Below are 26,911 nucleotides of genomic sequence, written 5' to 3'. Positions count from 1 at the left end.
CAGATGTAATTCATTGAGAGACCAGGCGTGAGGCGCGAACGATCGCGGCGCACTCGGCCGGTGAAAAGAGGAAAGCGGATGAGTCAGACTACCATCGGCACGCAGGGTCTGGAATGGTTTTCCCGCATCTATGCACAGATCCATCCACAGGCCGCACGCAGCGCCTGTCCTGGCGCCGGATAAAGAGCAGTTGACCGCACCCCGGTTGGTTCTATAGAATTTCCGGTTCTTTCCGCCTCATTCAGACAGAGCGCCCCGATGGCCACCAAGCGCACATTCCAGCCCAGCAACCTCAAGCGCAAGCGCGACCATGGCTTCCGTGCCCGTATGGCAACCGCCGACGGCCGCAAGATCCTGGCCCGTCGCCGCGCCAAGGGCCGCAAGCGCCTTAGCGCTTGATTGCTTCGCCGCCCCAGGCGGCGCCTGCAATCCGGACCGTGAAGCATCCCGACCCGCGTAGGCGATTTCCTCGCTCTGCGCGGGTTCGCACGTCTGCGGAATACCGCGTCGTGTTCGATTCCGCACGCCGCTGCTCCGAACCACTGATGAGCCTGCATTGGCGCAGCGCCGATCACCCTGCGCGGCTCGGCCTTGCCGTGTCGCGCAAGGTCGACAAGCGCGCGGTGGTCCGCAATCGCATCAAACGCGTCCTGCGCGACGCCACGCGGCATCTGCTGCCGTGGCTGGCGTCGGGCGACTATGTGGTGGTGGCGCGCAGCGCAGCCGCCCAGGCCAGCGGCGAACAGCTGCGTCAGGCCTATCTGCGCCTGCTGCGTCGCGCTGGCGCATTGCCGGCCCCGGCTGCGGACGGCACAATGCCGCCGCCCCTCTCTCCTTCTTCCCCCACTTCCAAGTCAGAACCCGTTTCTGGCTGAGCCGAGCTTGCCTGTCCGATGAACCAGACCCGCCTTTTCCTGATCTTTGCCTGGCTGATGGTCGCGGCCCTGTTGTGGATGGAGTGGAACAAGGAGCACGCCGCGCCTGCGGCCGATGCGACCGCCATTGCGGCCGCGACCACGGTGCCGCCCGCGCAGGACGCCGACGCCGGCAACGCCGGCACGCCTGCCGTGCCGCGCGCCACCGTGCCCGGTGCCGCTACCGTGCCGGGCTCGACGCCCGAGACGGCCGCCACCCCGACCGCCGCCGGCGCCGCGCCGCGGGTCACCATCACCACCGACGTGCTGCACCTGACCCTGGACGGGCGCAGCGTGTTCGACGCGGATCTGCTGATGTTCCCGCAGACCAAGCAGCCCGGCAGCCCGCCGGTGGCGCTGCTGACCGAGGACCCCGTGCATCCGTACACCGCCACCAGCGGCTGGGTCGGCGAGCACAACGCGCCTTCGCCGGGTCCGGGCGGCTTCCGCCCCGAGCAGCCGGGCAAGGACTACGTGCTGGCCAAGGGCCAGGACGCGCTGCAGGTGCCGTTCGTGTGGAATGGCCCGGACGGCATCAGCATCCGCCGCGTCTACACCGTGCAGCGCGGCCACTACGCGGTGCAGATCAAGGACGAGATCATCAACCAGGGCAGTAAGCCCTGGCAGGGCTACGTGTTCCGCAAGCTGAGCCGGGTGCCGACCATCGTCAGCCGCGGCATGACCAACCCGGATTCCTTCAGCTTCAACGGCGCCACCTGGTTCAGCGCGCAGGACGGCTACCAGCGCCGCGCGTTCAAGGACTTCCTGGAAGACGGCCCGGTCAACCAGACCATCAAGGGCGGCTGGATCGCGCTGCTGCAGCACCACTTCTTCACCGGCTGGATCCCGCAGGCCGACCAGGACGCGCTGTACGTGCTGTCCAACGACGGCCCGCGGCATGTGATCGAAGCGCGCGGTCCGGGCTTCACCGTGGCCCCCGGCGCGCGCGCCAGCAGCGAAGCACGGCTGTGGATCGGCCCGAAGCTGGTCAACCAGATCGCCAAGGAAAATGTGCGCGGCCTGGACCGCGTGGTCGACTACAGCCGCTTCTCGCTGATGGCGATCCTGGGCCAGGGCCTGTTCTGGGTGCTCAGTCACCTGCACACCCTGCTCGGCAACTGGGGCTGGTCGATCGTCGGCCTGGTGATCCTGCTCAAGCTGATGCTGTATCCGCTGTCGGCCGCGCAGTACAAGAGCATGGCCAAGATGCGCAAGTTCCAGCCGCGCATCCAGCAGCTCAAGGAACGCTACGGCGACGACAAGCAGAAGTTCCAGACGGCGATGATGGAGCTGTACAAGAAGGAGAAGATCAATCCGATGGGCGGCTGCCTGCCGGTGCTGGTGCAGATGCCGATCTTCTTCGCGCTGTACTGGGTGCTGGTGGAATCGGTGGAGCTGCGCCAGGCGCCGTGGTTTGCCTGGATCCAGGACCTGACCGCGCGCGATCCGTACTTCATCCTGCCGGTGATCAACGTGGCGGTGATGTGGCTGACGCAGAAGCTGACGCCGTCGCCGGGCATGGACCCGATGCAGGCGCGGATGATGCAGTTCATGCCGCTGGTGTTCGGCGTGATGATGGCCTTCGTGCCGTCGGGCCTGGTGCTGTACTGGGTCACCAATGGTTCGCTGGGTCTGCTGCAGCAATGGTGGATGACCAAGCGTCACGGCGAGGCGGCCACGGCCGGCGCCGGCGCCAAGCCACCGGCCAAGGCGAAGAAGTAAGTTCGACAACGCCCGCCGCCAGGCGGGCGTTGCGTATGCGGCCGCGGCATTGCGCGCTCGCCTGTCTGCCACCGTCCTTGCGAGCCCCGGGCCATGCTCGACCGCCGTTCCGCCTCCCTGCCGTTCACCGCGCTGTGCCTGATCGCGCTTGCGCTGCCAGGCTGCCAGCGCAGTACGTCGTCCACGGCCACCGCCACGGGCGCAGCACCGTCCTCGCACGCGGCGGGCACCGACGCCACGCCGTTGCCCGGTTCGCCGGCGCTGCAGGCGCAGGCCGCGGCGATCCGCACGCAGCTGCAGGAACAGTTGGCGGCGCAGCGCAAGATCATCGTGCTGCTGGCCGACGAGGCCAAGCAATCGCCGGCCGAGCGGCAGACTTCCAGCGGCGTGGGCCAGCAGTTGTTCCATGAAGGCCTGGAGCGGCGCGACGGGTTGGCCAAGCAGTTCGATGCGTTGCTGGCGCAGCCGGACCCGCAGCGTTTCGCCGCGGTCGGCGCGCTGCTCGACTACGTCGAATCGGCGCCGGACCTGTACGACGCCGACCGCCTGGCGTTCCGCGAGATCCTGGCCGACTGGCAGACGCGCATCGGCAAGGATTCCTCGCTGCCGGCGATCAAGCTGCACCAGCGCATCGGCGAGGATCTGGAAGCGCTGGACGAGATCGAGCGCACCTACAACCGCGAGATCACCGCGATCTTCAGCCGCTTCGACCGCACCCGCGCGATCGTGCAGAAGCGCGAGAAGTGGGAGGACTACCTCGCCCACCTGGGCACGCTGTACACGCGCGAACGGATCCTGCGCGACTATGGGGTGATCACCCCGTATCCGATGTCGATGCAGGACAGCGACCGCGAAGTGTTCGGCCGCGATCTGCCGCCGAAGACGGTGGTGCTGAGCTTCGACGACGGCCCGCACCGCGAGTACACCGACGAGATCGTCGCCATCCTCAAGCGCTACGACGTGCCGGCCACGTTCTTCGAGGTCGGCCGCAACCTGGGCAAGCTCGATGCCGACGGCAAGGTCGAACTGGCGCCGCTGGCCAGCGTCAGCCGCGAGCTGATGGAGCAGGGCTACACGGTCGGCAACCACAGCCTGACCCATGCGCAGCTGTCCAAGGAAACCGGCGCCGCGCTGCGCAGCCAGATCCTGGACACCGACCGCATGCTGCGCGCGGTCGATGCCAAGCGCGCGCCGCTGTTCCGCTTCCCGTATGGCGCGCGCAACGCCGAGGGCATGCAGATCCTCGGCGAGGCCGGGTTGAAGTCGGTGATGTGGAACGTGGACTCGCTGGACTGGGCCGACCCGGTGCCCGAGTCGATCGTGCAGCGCGTGCTCGAGCAGGTCGGCCGCGAGCAGCGCGGCATCCTGCTGTTCCACGACATCCACGCACGCACGGTCAAGGCGCTGCCGCAGATCCTGGACCGGCTCAGCGCCGACGGCTACCAGTTCGCCGCCTGGAACGGGCGCGACTTCAGCGTGGCGCGCGCGGCGGCCAACGCGGCGGCGCCGGCGGTGACCAGCGGCTACGACAAGTCGTGGGCGATCGTGATCGGCATCGACGACTACGCGCACTGGCCCAAGCTGCAGTACGCGGCCAACGACGCGCAGGCGATCGCGCAGACGCTGACCGGCAGCTTTGGTTTCCCGTCGTCGCAGGTGATCGTGCTGAAGAACCAGGAGGCCACGCGCAACAATATCCTGGCCGCGTTCCACGACCGCCTGGCGCACGGCGGGGTGGGCAAGAACGACCGCGTGTTCGTGTTCTTCGCCGGGCATGGCGCCACCCGCAAGCTCGCCTCCGGGCGCGACCTGGGCTACATCGTGCCGGCCGATTCGGACCCGGCGCAGTTCGCCACCGACGCGATCCCGATGACCGAGATCCAGGACATCGCCGAGAGCCTGGAAGCCAAGCACGTGCTGTTCGTGATGGATGCCTGCTACAGCGGCCTGGGCCTGACCCGCGGCGGCGGCGGCACCGGCGCCTACCTGCGCGAGAACGCGCGGCGCGTGGCGCGGCAGATGCTCACCGCTGGCGGCGCCGACCAGCAGGTCGCCGACAGCGGCCCCAACGGCCATTCGGTGTTCACCTGGGTGCTGCTGCAGGCGCTGTCGGGCAAGGGCGATCTCAATGGCGACGGCCTGATCACCGGCACCGAACTGGCCGCGTACGTGGCGCCGGCGGTGTCGAGCATTTCGCCGCAGACGCCTGCGTTCGGCAGCCTGCCCGGCTCGCAGGGCGGCGAGTTCGTGCTGCAGGTGCCGGAAGGCGACGAATTCCTGACCGCCAACACCCAGCAGCTCTCCTCGGCGGCGATCGCGATGAACGATCGGGTCGCCGCGGCGGTGCCGGCGGTGGCCACGCCCGCCACGGCGGCGGCATCGGCCGCGGCGCCTGCGGCCAAGCCGACCGTGGTCAAGGACCTGCAGGGCGGCGAGCGGCCGCTGGCGGTGCCGGTCGCGGCCGGGCCGCTGTCCGATCGCCAGCAGGCGCAGCGCGCCAACGACCGCGGCCTGCAGCTGTACAAGGAAAAGCGCTACGACGAGGCCGAGGCGCAGTTCACCGAAGCGCTGAAGCTGCGTCCCGACTTCGCGCTGGCGGCCAACAATCTCGGCTTCATCTACTACCGCCAGGGCAAGTACGCGCAGGCCGCGCGCTGGCTGGAGAACACGCTGAAGATCGATCCCTCGCGCGCGGTGGCCTACATCAATCTCGGCGACGCCTATCGGCAGATGGGCGATGCGGCCAAGGCCAAGCATGCGTTCCAGACCTACCTGGAACTGCAGCCGGGCGGCGCCTCGGCGGCCTACGCGCGCACCCAGCTGCAGACGTTGTAGCCTGCAGCGCCGCCGGGACGTTCTTCGCCATGCCGCACGCCGCCGACACCATCGCCGCCATCGCTACCGCCCCGGGTGCGGGCGGCGTTGGCGTGGTGCGCGTGTCCGGGCGCCTGGCCGCGGCGATCGGCACCGGTCTCGGCCTGGGCGCGCTGCCCGCGCGCACCGCGCGCTATGCGCGCTTCCGCGATGCGCAGGGAGAGACCCTCGACGACGGCATCGCGCTGTGGTTCCCGGCACCGCGCAGCTTCACCGGCGAGGACGTGCTGGAACTGCAGGCGCACGGCAGCCCGGTGCTGCTGCGGCAACTGGTGGCGCGCTGCTGCGAACTCGGCGCGCGGCCGGCGCGGCCGGGCGAGTTCAGCGAACGCGCCTTCCTCAACCGCAAGCTGGACCTGGCCCAGGCCGAGGCGATCGCCGACCTGATCGCCGCCGGCGACCTGCGCGCCGCGCGCGCGGCACGCAGGTCGCTGGACGGCGTGTTCTCGCGCCGGGTCGAAGCCCTGGCCGAGCACCTGGTGCGGCTGCGCATTCACATCGAGGCGGCGATCGATTTCGCCGACGAAGCGCTGGACACGCTCGGCGGCGAACAAGTCCGCGCCGGCTTGGCGCAAGCGCGCGCGGACCTGGCGCAACTGCTGCTGGATGCCGAGCGTGGCCGGCGCCTGCGCGACGGCCTGCACGCGGTGCTGGTGGGGCCGCCGAACGCCGGCAAGAGTTCGCTGCTCAACGCGCTGGCCGGCAGCGAGCGCGCGATCGTCACCGACATCGCCGGCACCACCCGCGACACCTTGCGCGAAACCGTGCGTCTGGATGGCGTCGAGCTGACCCTGGTGGACACCGCCGGCCTGCGCGACGGCGGCGATGCGATCGAGCGCGAAGGCATGCGCCGCGCGCGGCTGGAACTGCAGCGCGCCGATCTGGCGCTGATCGTGCTCGACGCGCGCGATGCGGATGCCGGCCGCGCCGCCATCGCCGAGGCCATCGCCGGAGTACCGCAACGGCTGTGGATCCACAACAAGAGCGACCTGCTCGAGGCCGTGCCGCAAGCGACGGAAGACAGCGTGTACGTCTCTGCCAGCACCGGCAGCGGTCTCGACCAGCTGCACGCGCAACTGCGCGCGATCGCCGGGCATGCCGCCGGCGACGGCAGCGACGGCGAATTTTCCGCGCGTGCGCGCCACGTGGACGCGCTGCAGCGCGCCGCGGAACACGCCGCGGCCGCGGCTGCCGAACTGGGCTACGAGCGGCTGGAACTGGCCGCCGAGGAACTGCGCCTGGCGCACGCCGCACTCGGCGAGATCGTCGGCCATCTCAGCGCCGACGACTTGCTGGGGCGGATCTTCTCCAGCTTCTGTATCGGCAAGTAGGCCACGCCCACTTGCCTGTGGCGCTCACGGTGCCAGTGCGGCGAGTTGCGCGCGGTTGGCCTGCAGCCACTGTTCGAACGGCTGCGGCGTCTGCCCGGTGAGCGCCAGGTAATCGCCGCTGACGGTGGCCACGCGGCCGGCGGCGGTGTTGCTGTCGAACGACGCCAGCACGCGCGCCAGCGGCTCCGGCAGTCCGGCGCCGACCATGCCCTGGACCAGGCCTTCGACCGGTACCGGCACCACCTGGATCGGCGTGCCGAGCGTTTGCGCGACCAACGCGGCGATCTCGGCGGTGCTGTAGGCGCGGGCGCCGCTGAGGGTCAGCGTGCGCTTGGCCTCGCCGCCGCCGGCCAGGGCCACTGCCGCCGCGCGCGCCAGGTCGTCGCGGGCGATATGCGCGATGCGGCCGTCGCCGGCGGCGCTGTACCAGTGGCCCGAGGCCAGCACCGACGGCAGGCTCATGAACAGGTTCTCGAAGTACCAGTGATTGCGCAGCACGGTCCAGCCGGCCAGGGTGCTGGCGGCCAGCGCATCCTCGCTGCCGGCGTGGTCGGGCGCGATCAGCAGCGGCGAATCCTGCGGTTCGGGGCAGGAGGTGTAGACCACATGGCGCACGCCGGCGCGTGCGGCCGCGGCGATCGCCGCCTGGTGCTGCGCGAGGCGGTGGCCGGGACGGTCGATCGCATCGGTGCTGATCAGCAGCAGGCGCGCCACGCCGACGAACGCGGCATCCAGCGAGGCAGGCGCGTCGAAGTCGCCGTGGCGCACCTCGACGCCGCGCGCCGCCCAGGCGGCCAGGGTCTCGGGACGGCGGGTCAGGGCGACGATGCGCGTCGGCGGCAGCTGCAGCGTGTCCAGCAGATGGGCCAGCACGCGTTGGCCGAACTGGCCGCCGGAGCCGGTGACGAGCAGGGAATCGGGATGAGGGGACATGGGTTTCCTTGGGAGTGGACGCTGCCGGCGCTCGCCAGGCGGCGCGGCCGTGCAGCGGACTGCGGTGGTCTGGAAAAGGAACCAGGTGCATAGTAGAGATCGCCGCAGGGCTGTAAATACGGCACTTTTCCCGCCCCTGATTCCCTCGAGGTAACCGCCATGTCCGTCTCTGCGCCATTGGCTGCCGTGTCCACCGAGCCGCCGCTGAGCCAGAAGCTGCGCGACTACCGCGGCGAGGGCATGCCGATCGACCGCTGCCCGGTGCGCGACGTGCTGGCGCAGATCGGCGACAAGTGGAGCACGCTGTTCCTGCTGCTGCTGGCCGAGCGCCCGCACCGTTTCGGCGAATTGCGCCGCGCGGTGCCGGACATTTCCCAGCGCATGCTGACCCAGACCCTGCGCGACCTGCAGCGCGAAGGCCTGGTCGCGCGCGCGGTGCTGCCGCTGGTGCCGCCGGGCGTGGAATACCGGCTGACCGCGCTGGGGCAGTCGCTGAGCGAACCGCTGGCGCAACTGGTGCGCTGGGCCGAAGCCCATCACGGCGACGTCCGTGCAGCGCGCGCGGCGTTCCAACACGAGCAGCCCGGCGCCGCGACCTCGGTGGAGACCCGCCGCCGCGCCTGACCGCGGTCGCATGGCGATGCGCTGCCTGTGCCACAGGCATGCGTGATCGAAGCGGGGCCCGTCGCGCAATGCGGCAAGTCGGGCGTGCCGCGGTGCGCCTGAGGTGGCGCTGCCTGCCGCAGGTTCGCCGATCCGGCTAGTGCGCCCGATGTCGTTGGTCCCGCATGGCGCGCAACGCCCCCATCACCCACGACGCCGGCGGCACCTTAAAGGGTCTGCCTGGATCGCCGCGCACGCGACGCGGATCGATCCGTTGCGGCTGCGCCAGCCATGGAAAGGGGGGGGCCATCAAGGATCCAGTCCATCCAGGTAGACAAAGATAATTTCGTTATATTTCCAGATTGATGCATAACGAAACATATACTAGGCTCGATTCCGTTGCATCGGTGCCGTTTCGCCCATGACGACGCCTGCCGGCGCGGTGCGTTCGGCGCATCCAGCTGCAACGAGTGCCGTCCAGCACGCGGGACTCGCACGGTGCCGGATTGGTGCCGGCCGTTCGCCGGCATCGGCACGGCGGAAACGCAATTCCCCCGTTGCTCGCCACGTTGTCTGACGTCTCCACTCCACAACGAAGAGGTCGCCCCATGTCGTCACGTCCCGTTTCCCGACGCTTGCCCCTCGCAGTCGCCTGCATCTTCAGCGCCGCCTGCGCGCACGCCGGCACGCTGAGTCCGGCGGTATCCACCCAGGAGTTCGACAACCCGCATCGCGGGTTCATGCTGTGGGGCAGTTCCTACGCCGCCGATGGCGGCGTGGACAACTTCCATGGCGCGCACATCTATCACGTGTACCTGCCGTGGCGGATGATCGAGACGTCCGACCAGGTCTTCGACTGGCAGGCGATCGAAACGCATTACCTGCAACCGATCCTCAACGACGATCCGTTGGCCACCTTCGTGCTGCGCCCGGTCGCCGACTATCCCGACAGCGCAGGCAGCCAGATCGACGCCCACTACACCGGTGGCGAGAACGAGCGCGACTACCCCAAGTTCCTCGAGCAGCAACCGCTGTCCATTCCCTTCGCGGTCCGCGCCAGCTGCGACGGCGACGGGCCGATCCGCAGCCTGGACTACAACAACGCCAAGGCGCGCCAGCAGATGCAGCAGTTCGTGGCGGCGTTGGGCGCGCGCTACGACGGCGATCCGCGCATCACCGCCATCCAGGTGGGGCTGCTCGGCTTCTGGGGCGAATGGCATACCAGCGGCTGCGAAGACCTGCAGCCGAACGCGCAGACCCGGAGCTTGATCCGCGACGCCTATGTCGCCGCGTTCCAGCGCACGCCGCTGCAGACGCGCTACGCACGCCAGTCCGATGTGGGATCGGCGATGTTCGGCTTCCACGAGGATTTCTTTCCGTCCTTCACCGCCAGCTGCAGCGCGTTCAGTCCAGCGCTGCCCAGTTGCAGCGACGACGGATGGTGGAACCTGGAGTACGGCCTGAGCAACGAAGTGCCTGCCGCGCGCCAGAACTGGATGGTGAGCCCGATCAGCGGCGAGAGTCCCAACGCCAACCAGAAGAGCACCTGGATCAACCGCACCGCCGACATCCGCAAGCTGCTGCGCGACTACCACTTCAGCTTTCTCGGCCCGGCCGGCGCGCACGAAACCAGCGGCAACGCCAGCAAGCTGCAGGACATCAAACGCGACCTGGGCTATCGCCTGGCGGTCGCCAAGGCGAGCTGGCCCGACACGCAGACCCGCGGCCAGCAGGCCACGCTGCAACTGGACATGACCAACCGCGGTTCGGCACCGCTCTATCACGGCTACCACGTGGAACTGCACTGGGTCGCCAGCGACGGCACCACGCGCGCACGCGCCACCGTCGCCGACTTCGCGCTCAACGAGATCATGCCCGGCGCCACCCTCAGCCGCAGCGCCAGCTTCACCGTTCCGGCCACGCTGCCGTCGGGCAGCTACGCGCTGCGCCTGGCCCTGGCCGACGACGCGCCGGGACGCCGCCACATCGCCCCGCAGAACGACGGCCAGGACAGCGAACGGCGCTTGCCGCTGGGACAGGTGCAGGTGCCCTGATCCGACGGCGCACCGCGGCCGCACATTGCGGTCGCGGTGCGCCATTCGAATCGGCGCGGCGGGGCGGATGGGCGCAGAAGATCTGGCGTGCTCGCTCGGAGGGGAAGCGACCGCCAGCCGCATCACCTTGCAAATGCCGGCCATCCCGATACAGGCAGCGCAACACCGCGCGAATTTCCAAGACGTCCAGCGTGCCGCCGCGCAGCATGCGGAGGCCGGCGCATCGGGTGCCGGTTGCCTGCGCCGTTGCCTGCGCCGGTCTTCGCTGCAAGCCGAGGATGTTTCCGCATGCGCCTGAAAATCGCCGCCGCCCTGCTGTCGCTCAGCGTGCTGTCGCTCGGCGCGCAGTCGCCAAGTGCGTTCGCCGCGTCCGCCGCGCCGCCAGCCGCGCGTACCGCCGCCACGCCGCCGGTCGCGGTCGGCCCGCAATACGACACCACCCACGTCTATGTCGCGCCGGCCGATGTGGACCGCTTCGTCGCCAGTTTCCTGGCCACCTTCGGCGGCACCAGCACGCGCCAGGTGGTGGCGACGGTGACGCCGACGCCGAGCAGCACCACCTCGCAATTGCTGCAGACCCCGGTCGGCACGGTCTCGCTGTTCGGCTTCACCACGCCGATCCCGCATCCGTTCGGCGCCGAGCGCAACGGCCTGCTGGTGCGCGACTTGGACCAGGCCGTCGCCGCCGCGCGCGCCGCCGGTGCCGACGTACTGGTCGCGCCGTTCCCCGATCCGATCGGCCGCGATGCGGTGGTGCAATGGCCGGGCGGGGTCAACACGCAGTTGTACTGGCATACCACCGCGCCGTCTTACGCGGCGTTCCGCACGCTGCCGGAGAACCGCGTGTATCTGTCGCCGGATCGCGCCGACGCCTTCGTGCGCAGCTTCCTCGCCTTCTCCCACGGCAAGCTCGTGGACGATGCGCGGCAGGCGCCGGGGCAGGAGATCGGCCGCCCGGGCGAACACTACCGGCGCATCCGTCTGCTCTCGGAGTTCGGCAAGACCACGGTGGCGGTCAGCGACGGCCACCTGCCGTATCCGTACGGCCGCGACACCACCGGCTACGAAGTCGAGGACCTGCAGCAGACCCTGGACAAGGCCAAGGCGGCCGGGGTGCAGGTGCTGGTGGCGCCGTTCGCCGCGCAGGACCGGCGCAGCGCGGTGGTGGAGTTCCCAGGCGGTTACGTCGCCGAGATCCATAGCCCGCTGGCGCATTGAGCGGGGGCATGCACGACGCCGGGCGCCTGCGGCACGGCGCGTTGCTGGCGCTGGCCTGCACGGTCGCGCTCTCGGCACCGGTGCGTGCAGAGGAACGAGCGCCGCAGCCGGCCGTGGCGGCGACGCGGCCGCAGCCGAGCACCAACCGCTGGCAGGAAGACTGGTCGGCGCTGGCCGATCCGGCCCTGCGGCAAGCGCCGCTGGACCGCTTGAAGTACCTGCCGTTGGACGCCGACGACCCGCAACGCTACCTGTCGCTGGGCGCCAACCTGCGTGAGCGCTTCGAGTCGAACGACGCCCCCGGCCTGAGCAGCGGCGACGCCGCCGATGCCTACCTGCTGCAGCGGCTGCAGCTGCACGCCGACCTGCGCCTAGGCAGCGAATGGCAGGCGTTCGCGCAACTCGAGGACGTACGCGCCTATGCCAAGCGCGTGCATTCCGGCGCGGACCAGAACCGGCTCGACCTGCGCCTGGCCTTCGTTGCCTATCAGCATGCCTTCGCCGCCGGTACCTTCAAGGCGCGCGTGGGACGGCAGGATTTCGCCTTCGACCTGCAACGCTTCGTGTCTTCGCGCGACGGTCCCAACGTGCGCCAATCGTTCGATGCGGTGTGGGCCGATTGGGAAACCGCGCGCTGGCGCGTGCTCGGCTTCCTCAGCCAACCGGTGCAGTACGCCGATGCGCGCGCCTTCGACGATAGCTCCAGTCGCCGCGTGCGCTTCGGCACGCTACGCGCCGAGCGCAAGGTGTTCGGCGACAACGAACTGTCCGTCTATTACGCGCTGTACGCGCGTGACCAGGCGCATTACCTGGATGGGAGTGGCCGCGAGCGCCGCCATGTGCTCGATCTGCGTTTCGCTGGTGCCGCGAGCGGCGCGGACTGGGACCTGGAAACGATGGCGCAGCGCGGCAGCGTCGGCCAGCAGGCGATCCGGGCCTGGGCGGTCGGCGCGCGTGCCGGGTACACGTTGCAGCGCTTCGCCACGCAGCCACGCCTGGGCCTGCAACTGGACGCCGCCTCCGGCGACGCGCACGCCGGCGACGGCCGCGTGGGCACGTTCAACCCGCTGTTTCCGAACGGCTACTATTTCGCGCTCGCCGGCTACACCGGCTACAGCAATCTGCTGCATCTGAAGCCGTCGCTGCAGTGGCAGGCCGCGCCGGCGCTGACCGCGACCCTGGGCGTGGGCCTGCTGTGGCGGCAGAGCAGCGCCGATGCGGTGTACCTGCAGCCCACTGTGCCGGTCGCCGGCACCGCTGGCCACGGCGGGCGCTGGACCGGCCGCTACACCCAACTGCGGCTGCAGCGCCCGTTGTCGCCGCAGCTCACCGCGGCGCTGGAAGCGGTGCGCTACGACGTGGGCAGCGCGCTGCGCCAGGCCGGCGCGCGCGACAGCAACTATGTCGGCGTGGAGTTGCGCTGGGCCTGGTAGCGCCGCCGCTACCGGAATGGCCATGCGCCTTGCACAAAAAAGCGACACGAATCTCCAAGACGCGGCCGCCAGCGCGCGCCAGCATCGTGCTTTCCCCCGCACACCAGGATGTCACCATGCCGCTCGCCGCTCTGCCCGTTCCGGGCGCCTCGTTGCTTTCCTCGGGCGACCACACCCTGATCATGATCGACTTCCAGTCGCAGATGGCCTTCGCCACGCACTCGATCGATGCGAGCGCGCTGCGCACCAACGCGGCGCTGGTGGCCAACGCCGCGGCCAGCTTCGGCGTGCCGACGATCCTGACCACGGTCGCGGAAAAGAGCTTCTCCGGGCCGATGTTCGACGAAGTGGTGGCGCCGTTCCCGGGCCAGGCGCTGCTCGACCGCACGTCGATGAATACCTGGGAAGACGCGGCGGTGATCCGCCGGGTCAACGAGATCGGCAAGCCGCGGATCGTGCTGGCGGGGCTGTGGACCAGCGTGTGCATCGTTGGCCCGGCGCTGTCGGCGCTGGACCAGGGCTTCGAGGTCTACGTGATCGCCGATGCCTGCGGCGACGTGTCGGCCGAGGCGCACAACCGCGCCATCGAACGCATCGTGCAGGCCGGCGGCCGGCCGATGACCGCGCTGCAATACCTGCTGGAACTGCAGCGCGACTGGGCGCGCAGCGACACCTACGCCACCACCACCGAGGTGGCGCGCAAGTACGGCGGCGCCTACGGCCTGGGCATCGTCTATGCCCGGACCATGTTCGGCGCCCACGAAGGCTGAGCGGAGCGCACCGATGAAGACCTATCTGGTATCGCTGGGCCTGGGCCTGCTGGTCGGGGTGATCTATGCGCTGTTCAAGGTGCGCTCGCCGGCGCCGCCGGTGATCGCGCTGGTCGGCCTGCTCGGCATCCTGCTCGGCGAACAGTTGCCGCCGCTGGTGCAGCGCCTGCTGCGCAGCGACGCCAACCCGACCGCGTGGTTCCACCACCAGGTCAAGCCGCACGTGTTCGGCGAACTGCCGCAGCGCACGCGCGCGCCGGCGCAACCGGAACGGGGAGAACGCGACAATGGCTGAGCCGCATGCGACCGACGCCGCGCCGGACCTGGTCCTGTACCGCGGCCGCTTCACCACGCTGGACCGCGCGCGTCCCAGTGCCACCGCGGTGGCGATCAAGGACGGCCGCTTCCTGCAGGTCGGCAGCGACGAGGAGATCCTGCCGCTGGCCGGCGCGCACACCCGGCGCATCGACCTGCATGGCCGCTGCGTGCTGCCGGGCCTGATCGACAACCACCTGCACCTGATCCGCGGCGGCCTCAACTACAACCTGGAACTGCGCTGGGACGGCGTGCGCAGCCTCGCCGACGCGATGGACATGCTGCGCCGGCAGGTGGCGATCACCCCGGCGCCGCAGTGGGTGCGCGTGGTCGGCGGCTTCAGCGAGCACCAGTTCGCCGAGAAGCGCCTGCCGACCATTGCCGAACTCAATGCGGTCGCGCCAGACACGCCGGTGTTCCTGCTGCACCTGTACGACCGCGCGCTGCTCAACGGCGCCGCGCTGCGCGCAGTGGGCTACGGCAAGGACACGCCGGCGCCGCCGGGCGGGGAGATCGTGCGCGACGCCGAGGGCAACCCGAGCGGGTTGCTGCTGGCCAAGCCGAACGCCTCGATCCTGTACGCGACGCTGGCCAAGGGGCCGAAGCTGCCCTACGCCTACCAGGTCAATTCGACCCGGCAATTCATGCGCGAACTGAACAGGCTCGGCGTCACCGGCGCGATCGATGCCGGCGGCGGTTTCCAGAACTATCCCGACGACTACAAGGTGATCCAGGAACTGGCCGACGCCGGCCAGCTGACCATCCGCCTGGCCTACAACCTGTTCACCCAGAAGCCGCAGCAGGAGAAGGAAGACTTCCTCAACTGGACCGCCAGCTCGCGCTACCAGCAGGGCGACGACTACTTCCGCCACAACGGTGCCGGCGAGATGCTGGTGTTCTCCGCCGCCGACTTCGAGGACTTCCGCCAGCCGCGGCCGGACATGCCGCCGCAGATGGAAACCGAGCTGGAGGACGTGGTACGGATCCTGGCGCAGAACCGCTGGCCTTGGCGCCTGCATGCGACCTACGACGAGACCATCAGCCGCGCGCTGGACGTGTTCGAACGCGTGGACCGGGAGATCCCGCTGCAGGGGCTGCACTGGTTCTTCGACCACGCCGAAACCATCTCCGAAAAATCCATCGACCGCATCGCCGAGCTCGGCGGCGGCATCGCCGTGCAGCACCGCATGGCCTACCAGGGCGAATACTTCGTCGAGCGCTACGGCATCGGCGCGGCGCAGGCCACGCCGCCGGTCAAGCGCATGCTGGAGAAAGGGGTCAAGGTCTCGGCCGGCACCGACGCCACCCGCGTCGCCTCGTACAACCCGTGGGTGTCGCTGGCGTGGCTGGTCAGCGGGCGCACCGTCGGTGGCCTGCGCCTGTATCCGCAACGCAATTGCGTGGACCGCGAAACCGCGTTGCGGATGTGGACCGAGCACGTCACCTGGTTCAGCAACGAGGAAGGCAAGAAGGGCCGCATCCAGGTCGGCCAGTTCGCCGATCTGGTGGTGCCGGATCGCGACTTCTTCGGCTGCGCGGAAAGCGACATCGCCGATACCACCGCGCTGCTGACCATGGTCGGCGGCAAGGTGGTGTGGGCCAGCGGCGCGTTCGCCGACCACGACGAAGCGCCGCCGCCGCCGGCGCTGCCGGACTGGTCGCCGGCGCGCAGCTTCCGCGGCTATGGCGCCTGGGGAGAGGCGCCGAAGGCGGCGCTGTCGCAGTCGCAACAGATCGCGGCCAGTTGCGGCTGCGCCCACGACTGCACCATCCATGGGCACCAGCACGCCACCGCGTGGAGCAGCCAGCTGCCGATCGCCGACCTGAAGAGCTTCTGGGGCGCGCTGGGTTGCGCGTGCTGGGCGGTATGAGCCGGAGGAGTGCGATGGACACGATGAGCACGCAGGCCGGCATCGGTGCGCAGAACGTATCGCGCACCGCGAGCATCGCGCGGAGCATGCGCCATGCATGAGTCCAGCCATTCGATCGGCACGCGCCTGACGCCGGCCTGGCTGCGCTGGCTGGCGCTGCTCGGGCTATGCGCGGCCTATCTGCAGGGCGGACTGGTCAAGGCCTTCGCCTTCGACGGCGCGGTGGCGGAGATGGTGCATTTCGGCATGGCGCCGGCCGCGCCGCTGGCGGCGGCGGTGATCGTGCTGGAACTGGGCGCGTCGCTGCTGATTCTCAGCGGCGCGTATCGTTGGCTGGGCGCACTGGCCCTGGCCGGTTTCACCCTGGGGGCCGCGTGCGTGGCCAACCGCTATTGGGAGATGAGCGGCATGCAACGCTTCGCGGCGATGAACGCGTTCTACGAACACCTGGGCCTGGTCGGCGGCTTCATGCTGGTGGCCTGGCACGACCTGCGCGAGCGTGCGCATGGCTGAGTCCACCGCGCCCGCACCGGCCACCGGCAGCTTCGCCCCGCTGCGGCATCGCGTGTTCGCGGTGCTGTGGGCGGCCACCGTGCTCGGCAACGTCGGCAGCTTCATGCGCGACGTCGCCAGTTCCTGGCTGGTCACCGACCTGTCCGACAATCCCGCCGCGGTGGCGCTGATGCAGACCGCGGCGACGCTGCCGGTGTTCCTGCTGGCGATTCCCGCCGGGGTGCTGTCGGACATCCTCGACCGGCGCCGCTTCCTGATCTGCGTGCAGCTGCTGCTGGCCAGCGTCAGCGCCAGCCTGCTGCTGCTGTCCAAGACCGGCGCGCTCACCGTCGAGTACCTGGTCGCGCTGACCTTCGTCGGCGGCATCGGCAGCGCGCTGATGGGGCCGACCTGGCAGGCGATCGTGCCGGAACTGGTGCCGCGCGCGGACCTGAAGAACGCAGTGGCGCTGAACTCGCTGGGCATCAACATCGCCCGCGCGCTGGGCCCGGCCGGCGGCGGCCTGCTGCTGGCCAGCCTGGGCGCGGCCGCCGCCTACGCCAGCGACGTGCTCAGCTACGTGTTCGTGGTCGCCGCGCTGCTGTGGTGGCCGCGCGCCAAGGTCGCCGACAGCGGCCTGTCCGAGCAGTTCTTCGGCGCTTTCCGTGCCGGCCTGCGCTACGCCCGCGCCAGCCGCGAACTGCACGTGGTGCTGCTGCGCGCGGCGGTGTTCTTCGTGTTCGCCAGTTCGGTGTGGGCGCTGCTGCCGCTGGTGGCGCGGCGCATGCTCGGCGGCAGCGCCGGGTTCTACGGCGTGCTGCTTGGCGCGGTCGGAGTCGGCGCGATCCTCGGCGCGATCGTGCTGCCGCAGTTGCGCAAGCGCCTGGACGCCGATGGCCTGGTGCTGCTGGCCGCGGTGCTGACCGCGGCGGTGATGGCGGCGCTGGCGGCCACACCGTCAAAGACCGTCGCGGTGCTGTTGCTGCTGGTGCTCGGCGTCGGCTGGATCGTGGCGCTGACCACGCTCAACGGCGTGGCCCAGGCGGTGCTGCCGAACTGGGTGCGCGGCCGCGGCCTGGCGGTGTATCTGACCGTGTTCAACGGCGCGATGGCCGGAGGCAGCCTGGGCTGGGGCTTGATCGCCGCGCAGCTCGGCATCGCCGCCACGCTGCTGCTCGGCGCCGGCGCGCTGCTGCTGGTCGCATTGGTGTTCCATCGCCTGCGCCTGCCCAAGGGCGAGGCCGACCTGCAGCCGTCCAACCACTGGCCCGAACCTTTGCTCAATGCACCGGTGGCGCACGACCGCGGCCCGGTCATGGTGCAGATCGAATACCGCGTGCGTGCTTCCGACCGGCCGCCGTTCCTGCACGCCTTGCGCGCACTGTCGCAGGAGCGGCGCCGCGACGGCGCCTACGCCTGGGGCATCACCGAGCACAGCAACGAGCCGGAGCGGGTGATGGAATGGTTCCTGGTCGAATCCTGGGCCGAGCATCTGCGTCAGCACCAGCGCGTCTCGCATGCCGACGCCAACCTGCAGGAGGCAGCGCTGCGCTACCACATCGGCCCGGAACGGCCGGCGGTGCACCACTTCCTGGCGCTGGACCTGCATCAGGCGCAACCGCCGGCTGCCGATGGACGTGGCGACTAGCGCGTTTCAGCGCAGGTTTCCACGCTTGGCGAAATGCTAAGGAGCAGAAGTGGCGGTGGTGGAAGGGCTTCAGTTGCGATGACGTGTCAGTAACGCTCGTCGCGACTGAAGTCACTCCCACAGGTGTTGCCCGCGATACGACCGGATGCGGAGAGAGGCTAGCCGATCTAGCCTTCTCGGATGTCGGCCGATGCAGCAACGCCATCACGCCATTGTAGGAGCGGCTTCAGCCGCGACGAACGAAGTCATCGGCACACCAGGTCGAGTGGAAGCATCGGCACCGATGTCTCGACGGCATGTCCAGCTCACAAACTGCTGGCCATGAAAGACCAGCGTCGATGGCAGTACGCAGACCACAAGCCCGCGCACCCGCCTATTCCACCTCGGCCACGCTAGCGCTATAGGTCGCGCCATCGCGCCGCACCCGCACCGGGCCGCCGAACACCGCCGACAGCGGCGCATCGGCCAGCAGTTCCTCGCGCGTGCCGTCGGCGTACACGTGGCCGCCGCGCAGCAGGATCACCCGCTCGATCTCCGGCACGATCTCCTCGATGTGGTGGGTCACCAGCACCAGGGTGATGCCCTGGCGGGCAAGGCCGCGCATCGTCGCCAGCAGGTGCTGGCGCGCGATCAGATCCAGCCCGGTGCTGGGTTCGTCCAGCAGCAGCGCCTGCGGCCGGTTGACCAGCGCCCGCGCGATCAGCACGCGCCGGGTCTCGCCGGCGGACAGCTCCGCGTACGGTCGCTGCAACAGCGGTAACGCGTGCGCCAGCTGCAGCGCCTCGCGCGCGCGGTCGCGCATGGCCTGGGTCACCTCGCGATGCGGCGGCACCACGTAGCTGGCGAAGAACCCGGACAGCACCGCGCTCTCCACGTCCAGCCCAGGCATGTCGGCGAGATTGACGCTGAGGTCGCCGGTGACGATGCCCAGCTGGCTGCGCAGCCGGTCCACCTGCCAGCGGCTCTGGCCCAGCACCTGCACGGGGGCGGCTTCGCCGGCGCGCGCCAACGGATACAACTCGCGCGTGATCAGCTTGATGAACGAGGACTTGCCGCAGCCGTTCGGGCCGAGCAGCGCGGTGTGCTTGCCGAGCGCGATGCGCAGGCTTAGCTCGTGCAGCACGCGCACCTGGCCGCGCACCACGCTGGCGCGGTCCAGTTCAATCAGTGGCGCGGCGGCCGGCATGGGAGTTGCATCGGGGATGGCGACGGACATGGAAGTGAAACCGTTCTGTGATCAAGAGCGCGCAGCGGCTGAATACCGTACGCAGGCGATGGGTGAAGTTTGCCGCCACTGGCCCCATCATGTCTCCTATACCAACCTGGCGCACGCCTTCACCGGCCTGGAGTTCTGGCAATGTCCGACGCGATCCTCGACTTCCTCAGTACCGGCCTGCTCGATGTCGGCTGGTGGGGCATGCTGGCGGTGCTGCTGGTGTTCACCCAGCTGACCATCTTCGCGGTGACCTTGTACCTGCACCGCAGCCAGGCGCATCGCGGCGTCGATTTCCATCCGCTGCTGTCGCACTTCTTCCGTTTCTGGACCTGGTTCACCACCTCCATGATCACCAAGGAGTGGGTGGCGATCCATCGCAAGCACCACGCCAAGGTCGAGACCGACGAGGATCCGCACAGCCCGCAGACCAAGGGCATCGGCCGTGTGTTCTGGCGCGGCGTGGAGCTGTACCGCGAAGCGCGCGCCATGCGCGGCGACATCGAGCAGTACGGCAAGGGCGCGCCGGACGACTGGATCGAGCGCCGCCTGTACACCGCGCATGCGAACTGGGGGCCGATCGCCTTGTTCGCCTTCGACTTCCTGCTGTTCGGCCTGCCCGGCATCGCCCTGTGGGCGCTGCAGATGGCCTGGATCCCGTTCTGGGCCGCCGGCGTGGTCAACGGCCTCGGCCACTGGTGGGGCTACCGCAACTTCGAATCGGCCGACACCTCGACCAACCTGACCCCGTGGGCGCTGTGGATCGGCGGCGAAGAACTGCACAACAACCACCACGCGTTCCCGAGTTCGGCGCGCTTCTCGATGCGGCGCTGGGAACTGGACATCGGCTGGGTCGCGATCCGCGCGCTGGCGGCGCTGCGCCTGGCCAAGGTCCTGCGTGTGGCGCCGACCCTGGACGTGCGTCCGAACATCGCCGTGCCCGATGCCGACACCCTGCGCGCGCTGCTCTCGCACCGCTTCCAGGCGATGACCGACTACCAGCGCAACGTGTTCACCCCGGCGCTGAAGGAAGAGGCCGCGCTGGCCGGCGCCAAGCTGCGCCAGCTGCTGCCGCGGCGCCTGCGCAAGGGCCTGGTCGACGATGGCCGCTGGCTCAAGCCCGACGCGCGCGAACAGCTGCAGCACTGGGTCGCGCAGCGCCCGCGCATGCGCACCCTGGTCGAACACCGCGCGCGCCTGGCCGCCCTGCTGGAAGCGCGCAGCCACGACGCCAGCGAACGCCTGAAGCAACTGCAGGCCTGGTGCCACGACGCCGAGGCCAGCGGCATCGCCGCCCTGCAGGCCTATGCGGCACGGTTGAAGGGCTACGCCCTGGCATGACCCGCGGTCTGCTGCAGCCGCTTCGCGAACGCCGCCTCGTGCGGCGTTCGTCGTTCATGGTCGTGTTCGTGGCGTCGGTCGCGCTTGGCGGTGCCGTTGGCACCGCCAGCGCGCAGGTCGTCGACAGCACCGGAAGCTACCTGCAGCGCATGGACCGCGACGGCGACGGCCGCGTGAGCCTGGACGAATACCTGGCCTGGATGAGCTACGCCTTCGACGCCCGCGACCTCGACCACGATGGTGTGCTCAGCCCCGCGGAACTGCCTGGCGGCCGCGGCAAGCCGATCAGCCGCGTCCAGCACCAGGCGACTTTGACTGCGCGCTTTCGCAAGCAGGACAGCAATGGCGATGGGTATTTGAGCGCAAGAGAGTTGGCGGCGCCACCGCAGTGAGGCGGTATAACCCGAGCATCTCTCGCCGCGAATATGAAGTGGGCGGCGCCTATCAATTCCTCATGATTCCCACAAATATTTCTCGACAACCACCCACTTTCCCGCAACCTTCCTAAGAAAAACGTCACTGTTCTTGCCGGTGGGAGGAAAGCCGACTTCTACGAATGCAGCATCTTCATCGAAATACATCTTCTCGATCGCAATAAACTCGTGGTGCGGATCAAAGCCCGGAGACGAGGAGCGCACGAATTTGATGCCACTCCTCGATGTTCCGCACTCCTGTACTTTTGTCGGCATTCGATCCCACAGAAAAGTCGTCTCGCGGGACTCGAAGTGCGCTGCCGCATAGTGCCGGATTTCAGCATCATCCGCGATCGCTCGCAGTACTTCGAAATGTGTCAGTCGACATTCCGCGTTGCGCCCCGACAGGGAATCGCGCGAACAGCCGTTCATCAGCAGCACGAGCGATGCGACCACGCAGAGAAACCGAAATTTTCGCGGCGCAGCTATCGTTCCCATGACTGGTTTCCATCCGATTGCCAGACTGCGCATAAGGTCGTACGCCAGCTAAGCTTGTCAATCGCACGCCACTGCAGTCCAGCACCCATGCCCGAACTCCCCGAAGTAGAAACCACCCGGCGCGGCCTGGAGCCGCATCTGCTGGGGCGGCGCATCCACGGCGTGATCCTGCGCCGGCCGGATCTGCGCTGGCCGATCCCGCCGGAGGTGGCGCAGCAGTTGCCGGGGCAGCGCATCGATGGCATCCGCCGCCGCGCCAAATACCTGCTGATGGACACCGACGCCGGCAGCGCGCTGCTGCACCTGGGCATGTCCGGCAGCCTGCGCGTGCTGCCAGGAGACACGCCGCCGCGGGCGCACGATCACGTGGACATCAGCCTGGAAGATGGGCGCGTGCTGCGCTTCAACGATCCGCGCCGCTTCGGTTGCCTGCTGTGGCAGGCGCTGGGGCAGGTGCATCCGTTGCTCGAGGAGCTGGGGCCGGAGCCGCTGTCGGACGAATTCGACGGCGATTACCTGTTCCGGCGCAGCCGTGGCCGGAGTGCGCCGATAAAGACGTTCTTGATGGACCAACGCGTCGTGGTCGGAGTCGGGAACATCTATGCCGCCGAAAGCCTGTTCCAGGCAGGAATCAGTCCGCTGCGCGAGGCCGGGGAGGTCTCGCGGGCACGCTATGCGCGCCTGGCCGAGGCGGCCAAGGCGATCCTCGGCTATGCCATCGCCCGCGGAGGCACCACCTTGCGCGACTTCATCAGCCCGGACGGGGCGCCCGGCTACTTCGAGCAGGAGTTGGCGGTCTACGGCCGCGAGGGCGAGGCCTGCAAACGCTGTGGGCGGCCGCTGCGTCACGCCAGCATCGGCCAGCGCGCCAGCGTCTGGTGCGGGAGCTGCCAGCGCTGACGGACGGCAGCCGCTGGCCGCCGGCGCGCGCTATAGTCCGCGCGACTCCCGGCCGGAGGAGAGACCGCCGTGGTAGAGACCGCCCCCGAGATCACCGTGTGGCTGGATGCCGCGCGCGGCGGCGACCGCGAGGCGCTCGATCGCGTGCTCAGTACGCTCTATCAGGAACTGCACAGCATGGCCCGGCGCCAGTTGGCCGGGCAGCAGGCGCAGACCCTGGATGCGACCTCGCTGGTCCACGAGTCCTATCTGAAGCTGCTCGGCGCGCACGACATGGCCCGTTTCGACGGCCGCGCGCATTTCTTCGCCTACGCCGCCTCGGCGATGCGCAGCGTGGTGGTGGACTACGCGCGCAACCGCCTGACCCGCAAGCGCGGCGGCGATCTCAAGCGCGTCGCCGAGATCCCCGAGGACAGCGGCGGGGTGCGCCTGGACGAGGATCTGCTGGCGCTGGACGTGGCGCTGGACCGGCTGCAGGCGATCGACGAGCGCCTGGCCAAGGTGGTGGAGCTGCGCTATTTCGCCGGCTTGTCCGAACAGGAAATCGCCGAGCTGATGCAGCGCTCCGAACGCAGCATCCGCCGCGACTGGCAGAAGGCGCGCATCTTCCTGCTGGCGGCGATGCAGGATCACTAGGACCGACCGGAGCACCGCATGGACGCGCTGCAGTGGCAACGCCTGTCGCCGTTGCTCGACGAATTGCTGGATCTGACCCCGGAGGCGCGCGCGGCGCGGCTGGCGCAGTTGCACGCGCAGGATCCGGCCAGCGCCGACGACCTGGTGCGCATGCTGGCGCTGGACGCGGCCGGCTCGGACCTGCTCAGCGAGCCGTTGCTGGCCACCGCCACCGAGTGCCTGTGCGCCGGTAGCCGGATCGGGCCGTATGCGCTGGAGCGGCTGCTCGGCGAAGGCGGCATGGGCCAGGTCTGGCTGGCGCAACGCGCCGACGGCCTGTACCAGCGCCAGGTGGCGCTGAAGCTGCTGCGCCCCGGCTATGCCGATGCCGCGCTGCGCCAGCGCTTCACCCGCGAACGCGAGATCCTGGCGCGGCTGGAGCATCCGCACCTCGCGCGCTTGCTCGACGCCGGCATCGCCAGCGACGGACGCCCGTACCTGGCCTTGGCCTATGTCGAAGGCGAGCCGCTCACCGACTATTGCCAGCGCCTGCACCTGCCGGTCAGCGCGCGGCTGCGGCTGTTCCTGCAGGTGTGCGAGGTGGTCAGCCATGCGCACGCCAACCTGATCGTGCATCGCGACCTGAAGCCGTCCAACATCCTGGTCAACGCCGCAGGCGACGTGCGGCTGCTCGACTTCGGCATCGCCAAGCTGCTCGACACCGAGGCCGACCCTGCGGCCGACGCGCATCCGCGCACCGAGGCGCGCGCGTTCACCCTGCACTACGCCGCGCCGGAGCAGGTGCGCGGCGAACCGATCACCACGCTGACCGACGTGTATTCACTGGGGGTGGTGCTGTACGAACTGCTCACCGACCAGAAGCCCTATCACCTGCGCCGCAGCAGCGATGCCGAATGGGAGCGCGCGATCCTGGCGGTGGAGGCGCCGCGGCCGTCGGCGGCGGTGGCGCGCGCCGCGCAGCAAGGACAACGCGACCCGGCCGAGGCGCGGCGCCTGGCCCGACGGTTGAGCGGCGACCTGGACAACATCCTGCTCAAGGCGCTGCAGAAGCCGCTGCCGCAGCGCTATTCCTCGGCCGAGGCGCTGGCCCAGGACCTGCGCCGCCATCTGCAGGGGCGCACGGTGCAGGCGCGCCCGCAGGGCGTGGCCTACCGCCTGCAGAAATACCTGCAGCGGCATCGCTGGAGCGTGGTGCTCGGCAGCCTGACCGCCGCCGCGCTGCTCGGCGCCGCGGGCGTGGCGCTGTGGCAGGTGCGCGAGGCGCATCGCGAAACGGTGCGCGCGCAGGCGATGCAGGACTTCGTGATCGGCCTGTTCGATCGCGCCGGCAACGCGCAGCGCGGCGACGGCTTCGACCTGCGCGGGCTGCTTGCCAGCGGCGAACAGCGCGGCGAACGCGAACTGCTGCGGCAGCCGCTGGCGCGTGCGGAACTGCAGGGGGTGATCGCGCGCCTGCGCATCGGCCTGGGCGACTATCGAGAAGCGTTGCTGTTGCTGCAACGGCAGCGCGCGCTGCTGGCCACGCAGGACGATGTGCCGCTGGCGCTGCGCCTGGAAGCGGCGGCGCAGCATGGGCGAGCGCTGCGCCTGCTGAGCCGTTCGCAGGAGTGCGTGGCGCTGCTGCAGCCGCTGGCGGCGCAGGCGCAGCAAGCGCAGGCGCAGTTGCCGCTGCAGGCCGCGGGGTTCTTCTCGCAACTGGGACGTTGCCGGCGCGTGCTCGGCGAACGCGCGCCGGCGCGGGCCTGGTTCGAGCGCGCGCTGGCGCTGCACCGCGACGTGCTGAAGGACCCGGCCGGCATCGTCGAGAGCATGACCGACATCGCCTCGATGGACAGCGACATCGGCAACACCGATGCGGCGATCGCCGGCTACCTGCAGGCCCTGGCCTTGCTCGATCGCCAGGCCGGCCCGCGGCATCCGCTCAGCGTGAACCTGCTGCGCAGCCTGGGCGTGGCCTACCGCGATCGCGGCGATGTCGACCAGGCCGAGCAGGCGGTGAGCGCGGCGCTGACGTTGTCGCGCAGCTTGAACGGCGATCGCCACCCGGTGAGTCTCGGGCTGCGGCGTTTGCGGGCGGCGGTGATGATCGACCAGGGCCGCCTGGACATCGCCGAGCGCGAACTGCGCGCCGCGCATGCGCTGACCGTGGAGCGGCTGGGCCCCACCCACCGCGACACCGGCATGAGCTGGAGTTCGCTGGCGATGCTGGAACTGGAGCGCGGCCAGGGCGTGCAGGCGATCGCCGACATGGACCGCTCGGTGGCGATCATGCGCGCGCCCGACAGTCAGGCGCTGCTGCCGTACATGCTGCTCAACCAGGGCCTGGCGCTGTCGGCGGCGGGCCGCCACCGCGATGCGCTGGCGCCGCTGTACGAAGCGCGCGCGCGCTGGATCGCGCAGCTCGGCCAGAACAACCCGGCGGTCGGCGACAGCGAGCGGTTGATCGCCGAGGCGCGCGCCGCGCTCGGCGAACCGCGGCAGGCCGATGCGCTGCTGGCGCAGGCGCTGCGCCGCACCGAGGCCGGCTACGGCCCGACCCATCCGCGCACGCGCGCGGTGCGCGTTGCCTGGGCGCGCAACCTGGGCCGGCTCGGCCGCGACGCGCAGGCGTTGCACGAACTGGAGGCGCAGGCGCGGCAGGGCGGCGACGGCATCGAAAGCCGCAAGCTGCGCTGGCGCGCCCGCGCCTATGCCGCCGAGCTGCATTGCCAACGGCGCGGCGCTGCGGGCGACGGGCGTGGCGAACTGCAGGCGCTGCAGCGCGAACTGGCGCAGGCGCAGCCGCAGGGCGGCACGCTGGTGCACGAGGTGGAGGAGCTGCGTGCCGCATGCGCTCCGCCGGCGGCGTTGACCGCGGCGCGCTGAGTCCTGCTGCGGCGGCGGCGCGACGCCGGCCGCTCCCGGCGCAGTGGCGGGTCCAGCCGACGGCGGCCTGGCATCGCCGCCCCGAACCGCCGGCGATCGCCGCTACCATGGGCCATCGCCCTTCGATCCGCCGCGCCGTGCCCGTCCGCCATATCCTGTTCCTGTGCGCCCGCAACCGGCTGCGCAGCCCGACCGCCGAACAGCTTTTCGCCGACTGGCCGGGCATCGAGACCGCGTCGGCGGGAGTCAATGCCGATGCCGATAGCGCGGTGACGCCGGAGCTGCTGGCCTGGGCCGACCTGATCTTCGTGATGGAACGGCGCCACCGCAGCAAGCTGTCGGCCGCATTCCAGCGGCACCTGAGCGGCAAGCGCATCGTCTGCCTGGACATTCCCGACGACTATGCGTTCATGGATCCGGCGTTGGTCCGGCGGCTGCAGCAAGCGGTGACGCCGCATCTGCCGCGGCGTCATCCGGCGCTCTGAGCGACAGGCGGCGTGGACGCGCGCCTTAACCCGTCGCCTGCCGCGACGAGCGCGGCAGCGAACCTCTCACTTGCCGCGCGGTCGCACGGCGCCGCTCGCTACGACTGTGCCAGTGCAGTGCCTCCGCCACCTCGTCGTCGAGAAGCGGCGGAACTATCGCGTCTGCTCAAGGACTTCGCCAGCCGCGACCGAAATCGCCACGACCGTCGCCTTCGCTGCTGCGACAACTGCAGGTGTCCGAATCAGCCCGCTGCCGAAGCTGCGCGCTCTCCTGCGACAGCCGCGTCCGCCGGATTGCGCCGAGCGGCAACGGCCGCGGCGCATGCGCAACCGGCCGACTGTCGCCGCGGCCGCAGAGTCGCCACAATCGGGCTTCCTTCCT

23 protein-coding genes are annotated in these 26,911 nt (G+C 69.8%); 20 read left to right on the top strand and 3 right to left on the bottom strand.

All coding sequences use genetic code 11. The annotated features are described in order from the left end of the window. The first annotated feature begins 258 nt into the window (after positions 1-258). From rpmH to mnmE, 5 genes are all read left to right on the top strand, one after another. Positions 259-399 carry a 50S ribosomal protein L34 gene (gene rpmH / locus HEP74_RS21735; RefSeq protein ID WP_003469983.1) on the top strand — a complete coding sequence of 47 codons (141 nt, stop codon included), beginning with the start codon at positions 259-261 and terminating at the stop codon, positions 397-399. Next, positions 396-875 (top strand): ribonuclease P protein component, encoded by a 480-nt coding sequence (rnpA, locus tag HEP74_RS21730; RefSeq protein WP_524540757.1) that lies wholly within the window; start codon positions 396-398, stop codon positions 873-875. The genes rpmH and rnpA overlap by 4 nt, the downstream gene beginning before the upstream one ends. Before the next feature lie 18 nt (positions 876-893). Beyond that, complete coding sequence (yidC, locus tag HEP74_RS21725; protein WP_185814639.1) at positions 894-2,636, top strand: membrane protein insertase YidC; 1,743 nt, start codon at positions 894-896, stop codon at positions 2,634-2,636. 93 nt (positions 2,637-2,729) lie between these two features. Further along, positions 2,730-5,471 (top strand): polysaccharide deacetylase family protein, encoded by a 2,742-nt coding sequence (locus HEP74_RS21720; protein ID WP_185814638.1) that lies wholly within the window; start codon positions 2,730-2,732, stop codon positions 5,469-5,471. Positions 5,472-5,500: 29 nt separating this feature from the next. Continuing rightward, the gene (mnmE, locus tag HEP74_RS21715; protein ID WP_185814637.1) at positions 5,501-6,841 is read left to right on the top strand and encodes a tRNA uridine-5-carboxymethylaminomethyl(34) synthesis GTPase MnmE; all 1,341 of its coding nucleotides are present in this window, start codon (positions 5,501-5,503) and stop codon (positions 6,839-6,841) included. Positions 6,842-6,865: 24 nt separating this feature from the next. On the opposite strand, the gene HEP74_RS21710 is transcribed toward mnmE, so the two are convergent. Next, positions 6,866-7,774 (bottom strand): NmrA family NAD(P)-binding protein, encoded by a 909-nt coding sequence (locus HEP74_RS21710; protein ID WP_185814636.1) that lies wholly within the window; start codon positions 7,772-7,774, stop codon positions 6,866-6,868. A 240-nt stretch (positions 7,775-8,014) separates the two neighbouring features. On the opposite strand from HEP74_RS21710, the gene HEP74_RS21705 reads away from it, so the two are divergent. The 9 genes from HEP74_RS21705 (at position 8,015) to HEP74_RS21665 (ending at position 18,178) form a co-directional block, all read left to right on the top strand. Continuing rightward, positions 8,015-8,398, top strand: a complete 384-nt coding sequence (locus tag HEP74_RS21705; protein ID WP_524540810.1) for a winged helix-turn-helix transcriptional regulator — start codon at positions 8,015-8,017, stop codon at positions 8,396-8,398. Positions 8,399-8,985: 587 nt separating this feature from the next. Then, positions 8,986-10,431 carry a DUF4832 domain-containing protein gene (locus HEP74_RS21700; RefSeq protein WP_185814634.1) on the top strand — a complete coding sequence of 482 codons (1,446 nt, stop codon included), beginning with the start codon at positions 8,986-8,988 and terminating at the stop codon, positions 10,429-10,431. 288 nt (positions 10,432-10,719) lie between these two features. Then, positions 10,720-11,649, top strand: coding sequence for a VOC family protein (locus tag HEP74_RS21695; protein WP_185814633.1), 930 nt, complete (start codon positions 10,720-10,722; stop codon positions 11,647-11,649). 8 nt (positions 11,650-11,657) lie between these two features. Next, positions 11,658-13,082, top strand: coding sequence for an alginate export family protein (locus HEP74_RS21690; protein WP_185814632.1), 1,425 nt, complete (start codon positions 11,658-11,660; stop codon positions 13,080-13,082). Between the two features lie 116 nt (positions 13,083-13,198). Further along, entirely contained in the window at positions 13,199-13,852 is a 654-nt protein-coding gene (locus HEP74_RS21685) for an isochorismatase family protein (protein ID WP_185814631.1), read from the top strand. A 13-nt stretch (positions 13,853-13,865) separates the two neighbouring features. Next, positions 13,866-14,147, top strand: coding sequence for a DUF1427 family protein (locus HEP74_RS21680; protein ID WP_185814630.1), 282 nt, complete (start codon positions 13,866-13,868; stop codon positions 14,145-14,147). Further along, on the top strand, positions 14,140-16,038 hold the full coding sequence (locus tag HEP74_RS21675) for an amidohydrolase (protein WP_185814629.1): 1,899 nt from the start codon (positions 14,140-14,142) through the stop codon (positions 16,036-16,038). The genes HEP74_RS21680 and HEP74_RS21675 overlap by 8 nt, the downstream gene beginning before the upstream one ends. A 93-nt stretch (positions 16,039-16,131) precedes the next feature. Next, complete coding sequence (locus HEP74_RS21670) at positions 16,132-16,551, top strand: DoxX family protein (protein WP_185814628.1); 420 nt, start codon at positions 16,132-16,134, stop codon at positions 16,549-16,551. After that, positions 16,544-18,178 (top strand): MFS transporter, encoded by a 1,635-nt coding sequence (locus HEP74_RS21665; RefSeq protein ID WP_185814627.1) that lies wholly within the window; start codon positions 16,544-16,546, stop codon positions 18,176-18,178. Before HEP74_RS21670 ends, HEP74_RS21665 begins: the two co-directional genes overlap by 8 nt. Positions 18,179-18,551: 373 nt before the next feature. On the opposite strand, the gene HEP74_RS21660 is transcribed toward HEP74_RS21665, so the two are convergent. Beyond that, positions 18,552-19,394, bottom strand: a complete 843-nt coding sequence (locus tag HEP74_RS21660) for an ABC transporter ATP-binding protein (protein WP_185814626.1) — start codon at positions 19,392-19,394, stop codon at positions 18,552-18,554. Positions 19,395-19,535: 141 nt separating this feature from the next. On the opposite strand from HEP74_RS21660, the gene HEP74_RS21655 reads away from it, so the two are divergent. Both HEP74_RS21655 and HEP74_RS21650 read left to right on the top strand, forming a co-directional pair. Next, on the top strand, positions 19,536-20,732 hold the full coding sequence (locus HEP74_RS21655; protein ID WP_185814625.1) for a DesA family fatty acid desaturase: 1,197 nt from the start codon (positions 19,536-19,538) through the stop codon (positions 20,730-20,732). Positions 20,733-20,788: 56 nt separating this feature from the next. Continuing rightward, on the top strand, positions 20,789-21,124 hold the full coding sequence (locus HEP74_RS21650; protein ID WP_524540809.1) for an EF-hand domain-containing protein: 336 nt from the start codon (positions 20,789-20,791) through the stop codon (positions 21,122-21,124). Positions 21,125-21,184: 60 nt separating this feature from the next. Here the strand turns inward: HEP74_RS21650 and HEP74_RS21645 are convergent, their stop codons facing one another. Beyond that, positions 21,185-21,643 carry a hypothetical protein gene (locus HEP74_RS21645; RefSeq protein ID WP_185814623.1) on the bottom strand — a complete coding sequence of 153 codons (459 nt, stop codon included), beginning with the start codon at positions 21,641-21,643 and terminating at the stop codon, positions 21,185-21,187. Positions 21,644-21,730: 87 nt separating this feature from the next. On the opposite strand from HEP74_RS21645, the gene mutM reads away from it, so the two are divergent. The 4 genes from mutM (at position 21,731) to HEP74_RS21625 (ending at position 26,529) form a co-directional block, all read left to right on the top strand. Continuing rightward, on the top strand, positions 21,731-22,543 hold the full coding sequence (gene mutM, locus HEP74_RS21640; RefSeq protein WP_185814622.1) for a bifunctional DNA-formamidopyrimidine glycosylase/DNA-(apurinic or apyrimidinic site) lyase: 813 nt from the start codon (positions 21,731-21,733) through the stop codon (positions 22,541-22,543). 69 nt (positions 22,544-22,612) lie between these two features. Continuing rightward, positions 22,613-23,179 (top strand): ECF-type sigma factor, encoded by a 567-nt coding sequence (locus HEP74_RS21635; RefSeq protein WP_185814621.1) that lies wholly within the window; start codon positions 22,613-22,615, stop codon positions 23,177-23,179. Between the two features lie 18 nt (positions 23,180-23,197). Beyond that, positions 23,198-26,044: a serine/threonine-protein kinase gene (locus HEP74_RS21630; protein ID WP_185814620.1), complete on the top strand. Its 2,847-nt coding sequence runs from the start codon at positions 23,198-23,200 to the stop codon at positions 26,042-26,044. A 137-nt stretch (positions 26,045-26,181) separates the two neighbouring features. Next, on the top strand, positions 26,182-26,529 hold the full coding sequence (locus HEP74_RS21625) for a low molecular weight protein tyrosine phosphatase family protein (RefSeq protein ID WP_255423943.1): 348 nt from the start codon (positions 26,182-26,184) through the stop codon (positions 26,527-26,529). Positions 26,530-26,911 lie beyond the last annotated feature (382 nt).

Source organism: Xanthomonas sp. SS, assembly GCF_014236835.1.
Classification (GTDB): domain Bacteria; phylum Pseudomonadota; class Gammaproteobacteria; order Xanthomonadales; family Xanthomonadaceae; genus Xanthomonas_A.
This window is presented reverse-complemented; position numbering and strand designations above follow the sequence as displayed.

Excerpts from the sequence above, each read along its gene's own strand:
- rpmH (WP_003469983.1), top strand. The coding sequence starts at position 259 with ATGGCCACCAAGCGCACATTCCAGCCCAGCAACCTCAAGCGCAAGCGC.
- yidC (WP_185814639.1), top strand. The coding sequence starts at position 894 with ATGAACCAGACCCGCCTTTTCCTGATCTTTGCCTGGCTGATGGTCGCG.
- HEP74_RS21720 (WP_185814638.1), top strand. The coding sequence starts at position 2,730 with ATGCTCGACCGCCGTTCCGCCTCCCTGCCGTTCACCGCGCTGTGCCTG.
- mnmE (WP_185814637.1), top strand. The coding sequence starts at position 5,501 with ATGCCGCACGCCGCCGACACCATCGCCGCCATCGCTACCGCCCCGGGT.
- HEP74_RS21710 (WP_185814636.1), bottom strand. The coding sequence starts at position 7,774 with ATGTCCCCTCATCCCGATTCCCTGCTCGTCACCGGCTCCGGCGGCCAG.
- HEP74_RS21705 (WP_524540810.1), top strand. The coding sequence starts at position 8,015 with ATGCCGATCGACCGCTGCCCGGTGCGCGACGTGCTGGCGCAGATCGGC.
- HEP74_RS21700 (WP_185814634.1), top strand. The coding sequence starts at position 8,986 with ATGTCGTCACGTCCCGTTTCCCGACGCTTGCCCCTCGCAGTCGCCTGC.
- HEP74_RS21695 (WP_185814633.1), top strand. The coding sequence starts at position 10,720 with ATGCGCCTGAAAATCGCCGCCGCCCTGCTGTCGCTCAGCGTGCTGTCG.
- HEP74_RS21690 (WP_185814632.1), top strand. The coding sequence starts at position 11,658 with ATGCACGACGCCGGGCGCCTGCGGCACGGCGCGTTGCTGGCGCTGGCC.
- HEP74_RS21685 (WP_185814631.1), top strand. The coding sequence starts at position 13,199 with ATGCCGCTCGCCGCTCTGCCCGTTCCGGGCGCCTCGTTGCTTTCCTCG.
- HEP74_RS21680 (WP_185814630.1), top strand. The coding sequence starts at position 13,866 with ATGAAGACCTATCTGGTATCGCTGGGCCTGGGCCTGCTGGTCGGGGTG.
- HEP74_RS21675 (WP_185814629.1), top strand. The coding sequence starts at position 14,140 with ATGGCTGAGCCGCATGCGACCGACGCCGCGCCGGACCTGGTCCTGTAC.
- HEP74_RS21670 (WP_185814628.1), top strand. The coding sequence starts at position 16,132 with ATGCATGAGTCCAGCCATTCGATCGGCACGCGCCTGACGCCGGCCTGG.
- HEP74_RS21665 (WP_185814627.1), top strand. The coding sequence starts at position 16,544 with ATGGCTGAGTCCACCGCGCCCGCACCGGCCACCGGCAGCTTCGCCCCG.
- HEP74_RS21660 (WP_185814626.1), bottom strand. The coding sequence starts at position 19,394 with ATGTCCGTCGCCATCCCCGATGCAACTCCCATGCCGGCCGCCGCGCCA.
- HEP74_RS21655 (WP_185814625.1), top strand. The coding sequence starts at position 19,536 with ATGTCCGACGCGATCCTCGACTTCCTCAGTACCGGCCTGCTCGATGTC.
- HEP74_RS21650 (WP_524540809.1), top strand. The coding sequence starts at position 20,789 with ATGGTCGTGTTCGTGGCGTCGGTCGCGCTTGGCGGTGCCGTTGGCACC.
- HEP74_RS21645 (WP_185814623.1), bottom strand. The coding sequence starts at position 21,643 with ATGGGAACGATAGCTGCGCCGCGAAAATTTCGGTTTCTCTGCGTGGTC.
- mutM (WP_185814622.1), top strand. The coding sequence starts at position 21,731 with ATGCCCGAACTCCCCGAAGTAGAAACCACCCGGCGCGGCCTGGAGCCG.
- HEP74_RS21630 (WP_185814620.1), top strand. The coding sequence starts at position 23,198 with ATGGACGCGCTGCAGTGGCAACGCCTGTCGCCGTTGCTCGACGAATTG.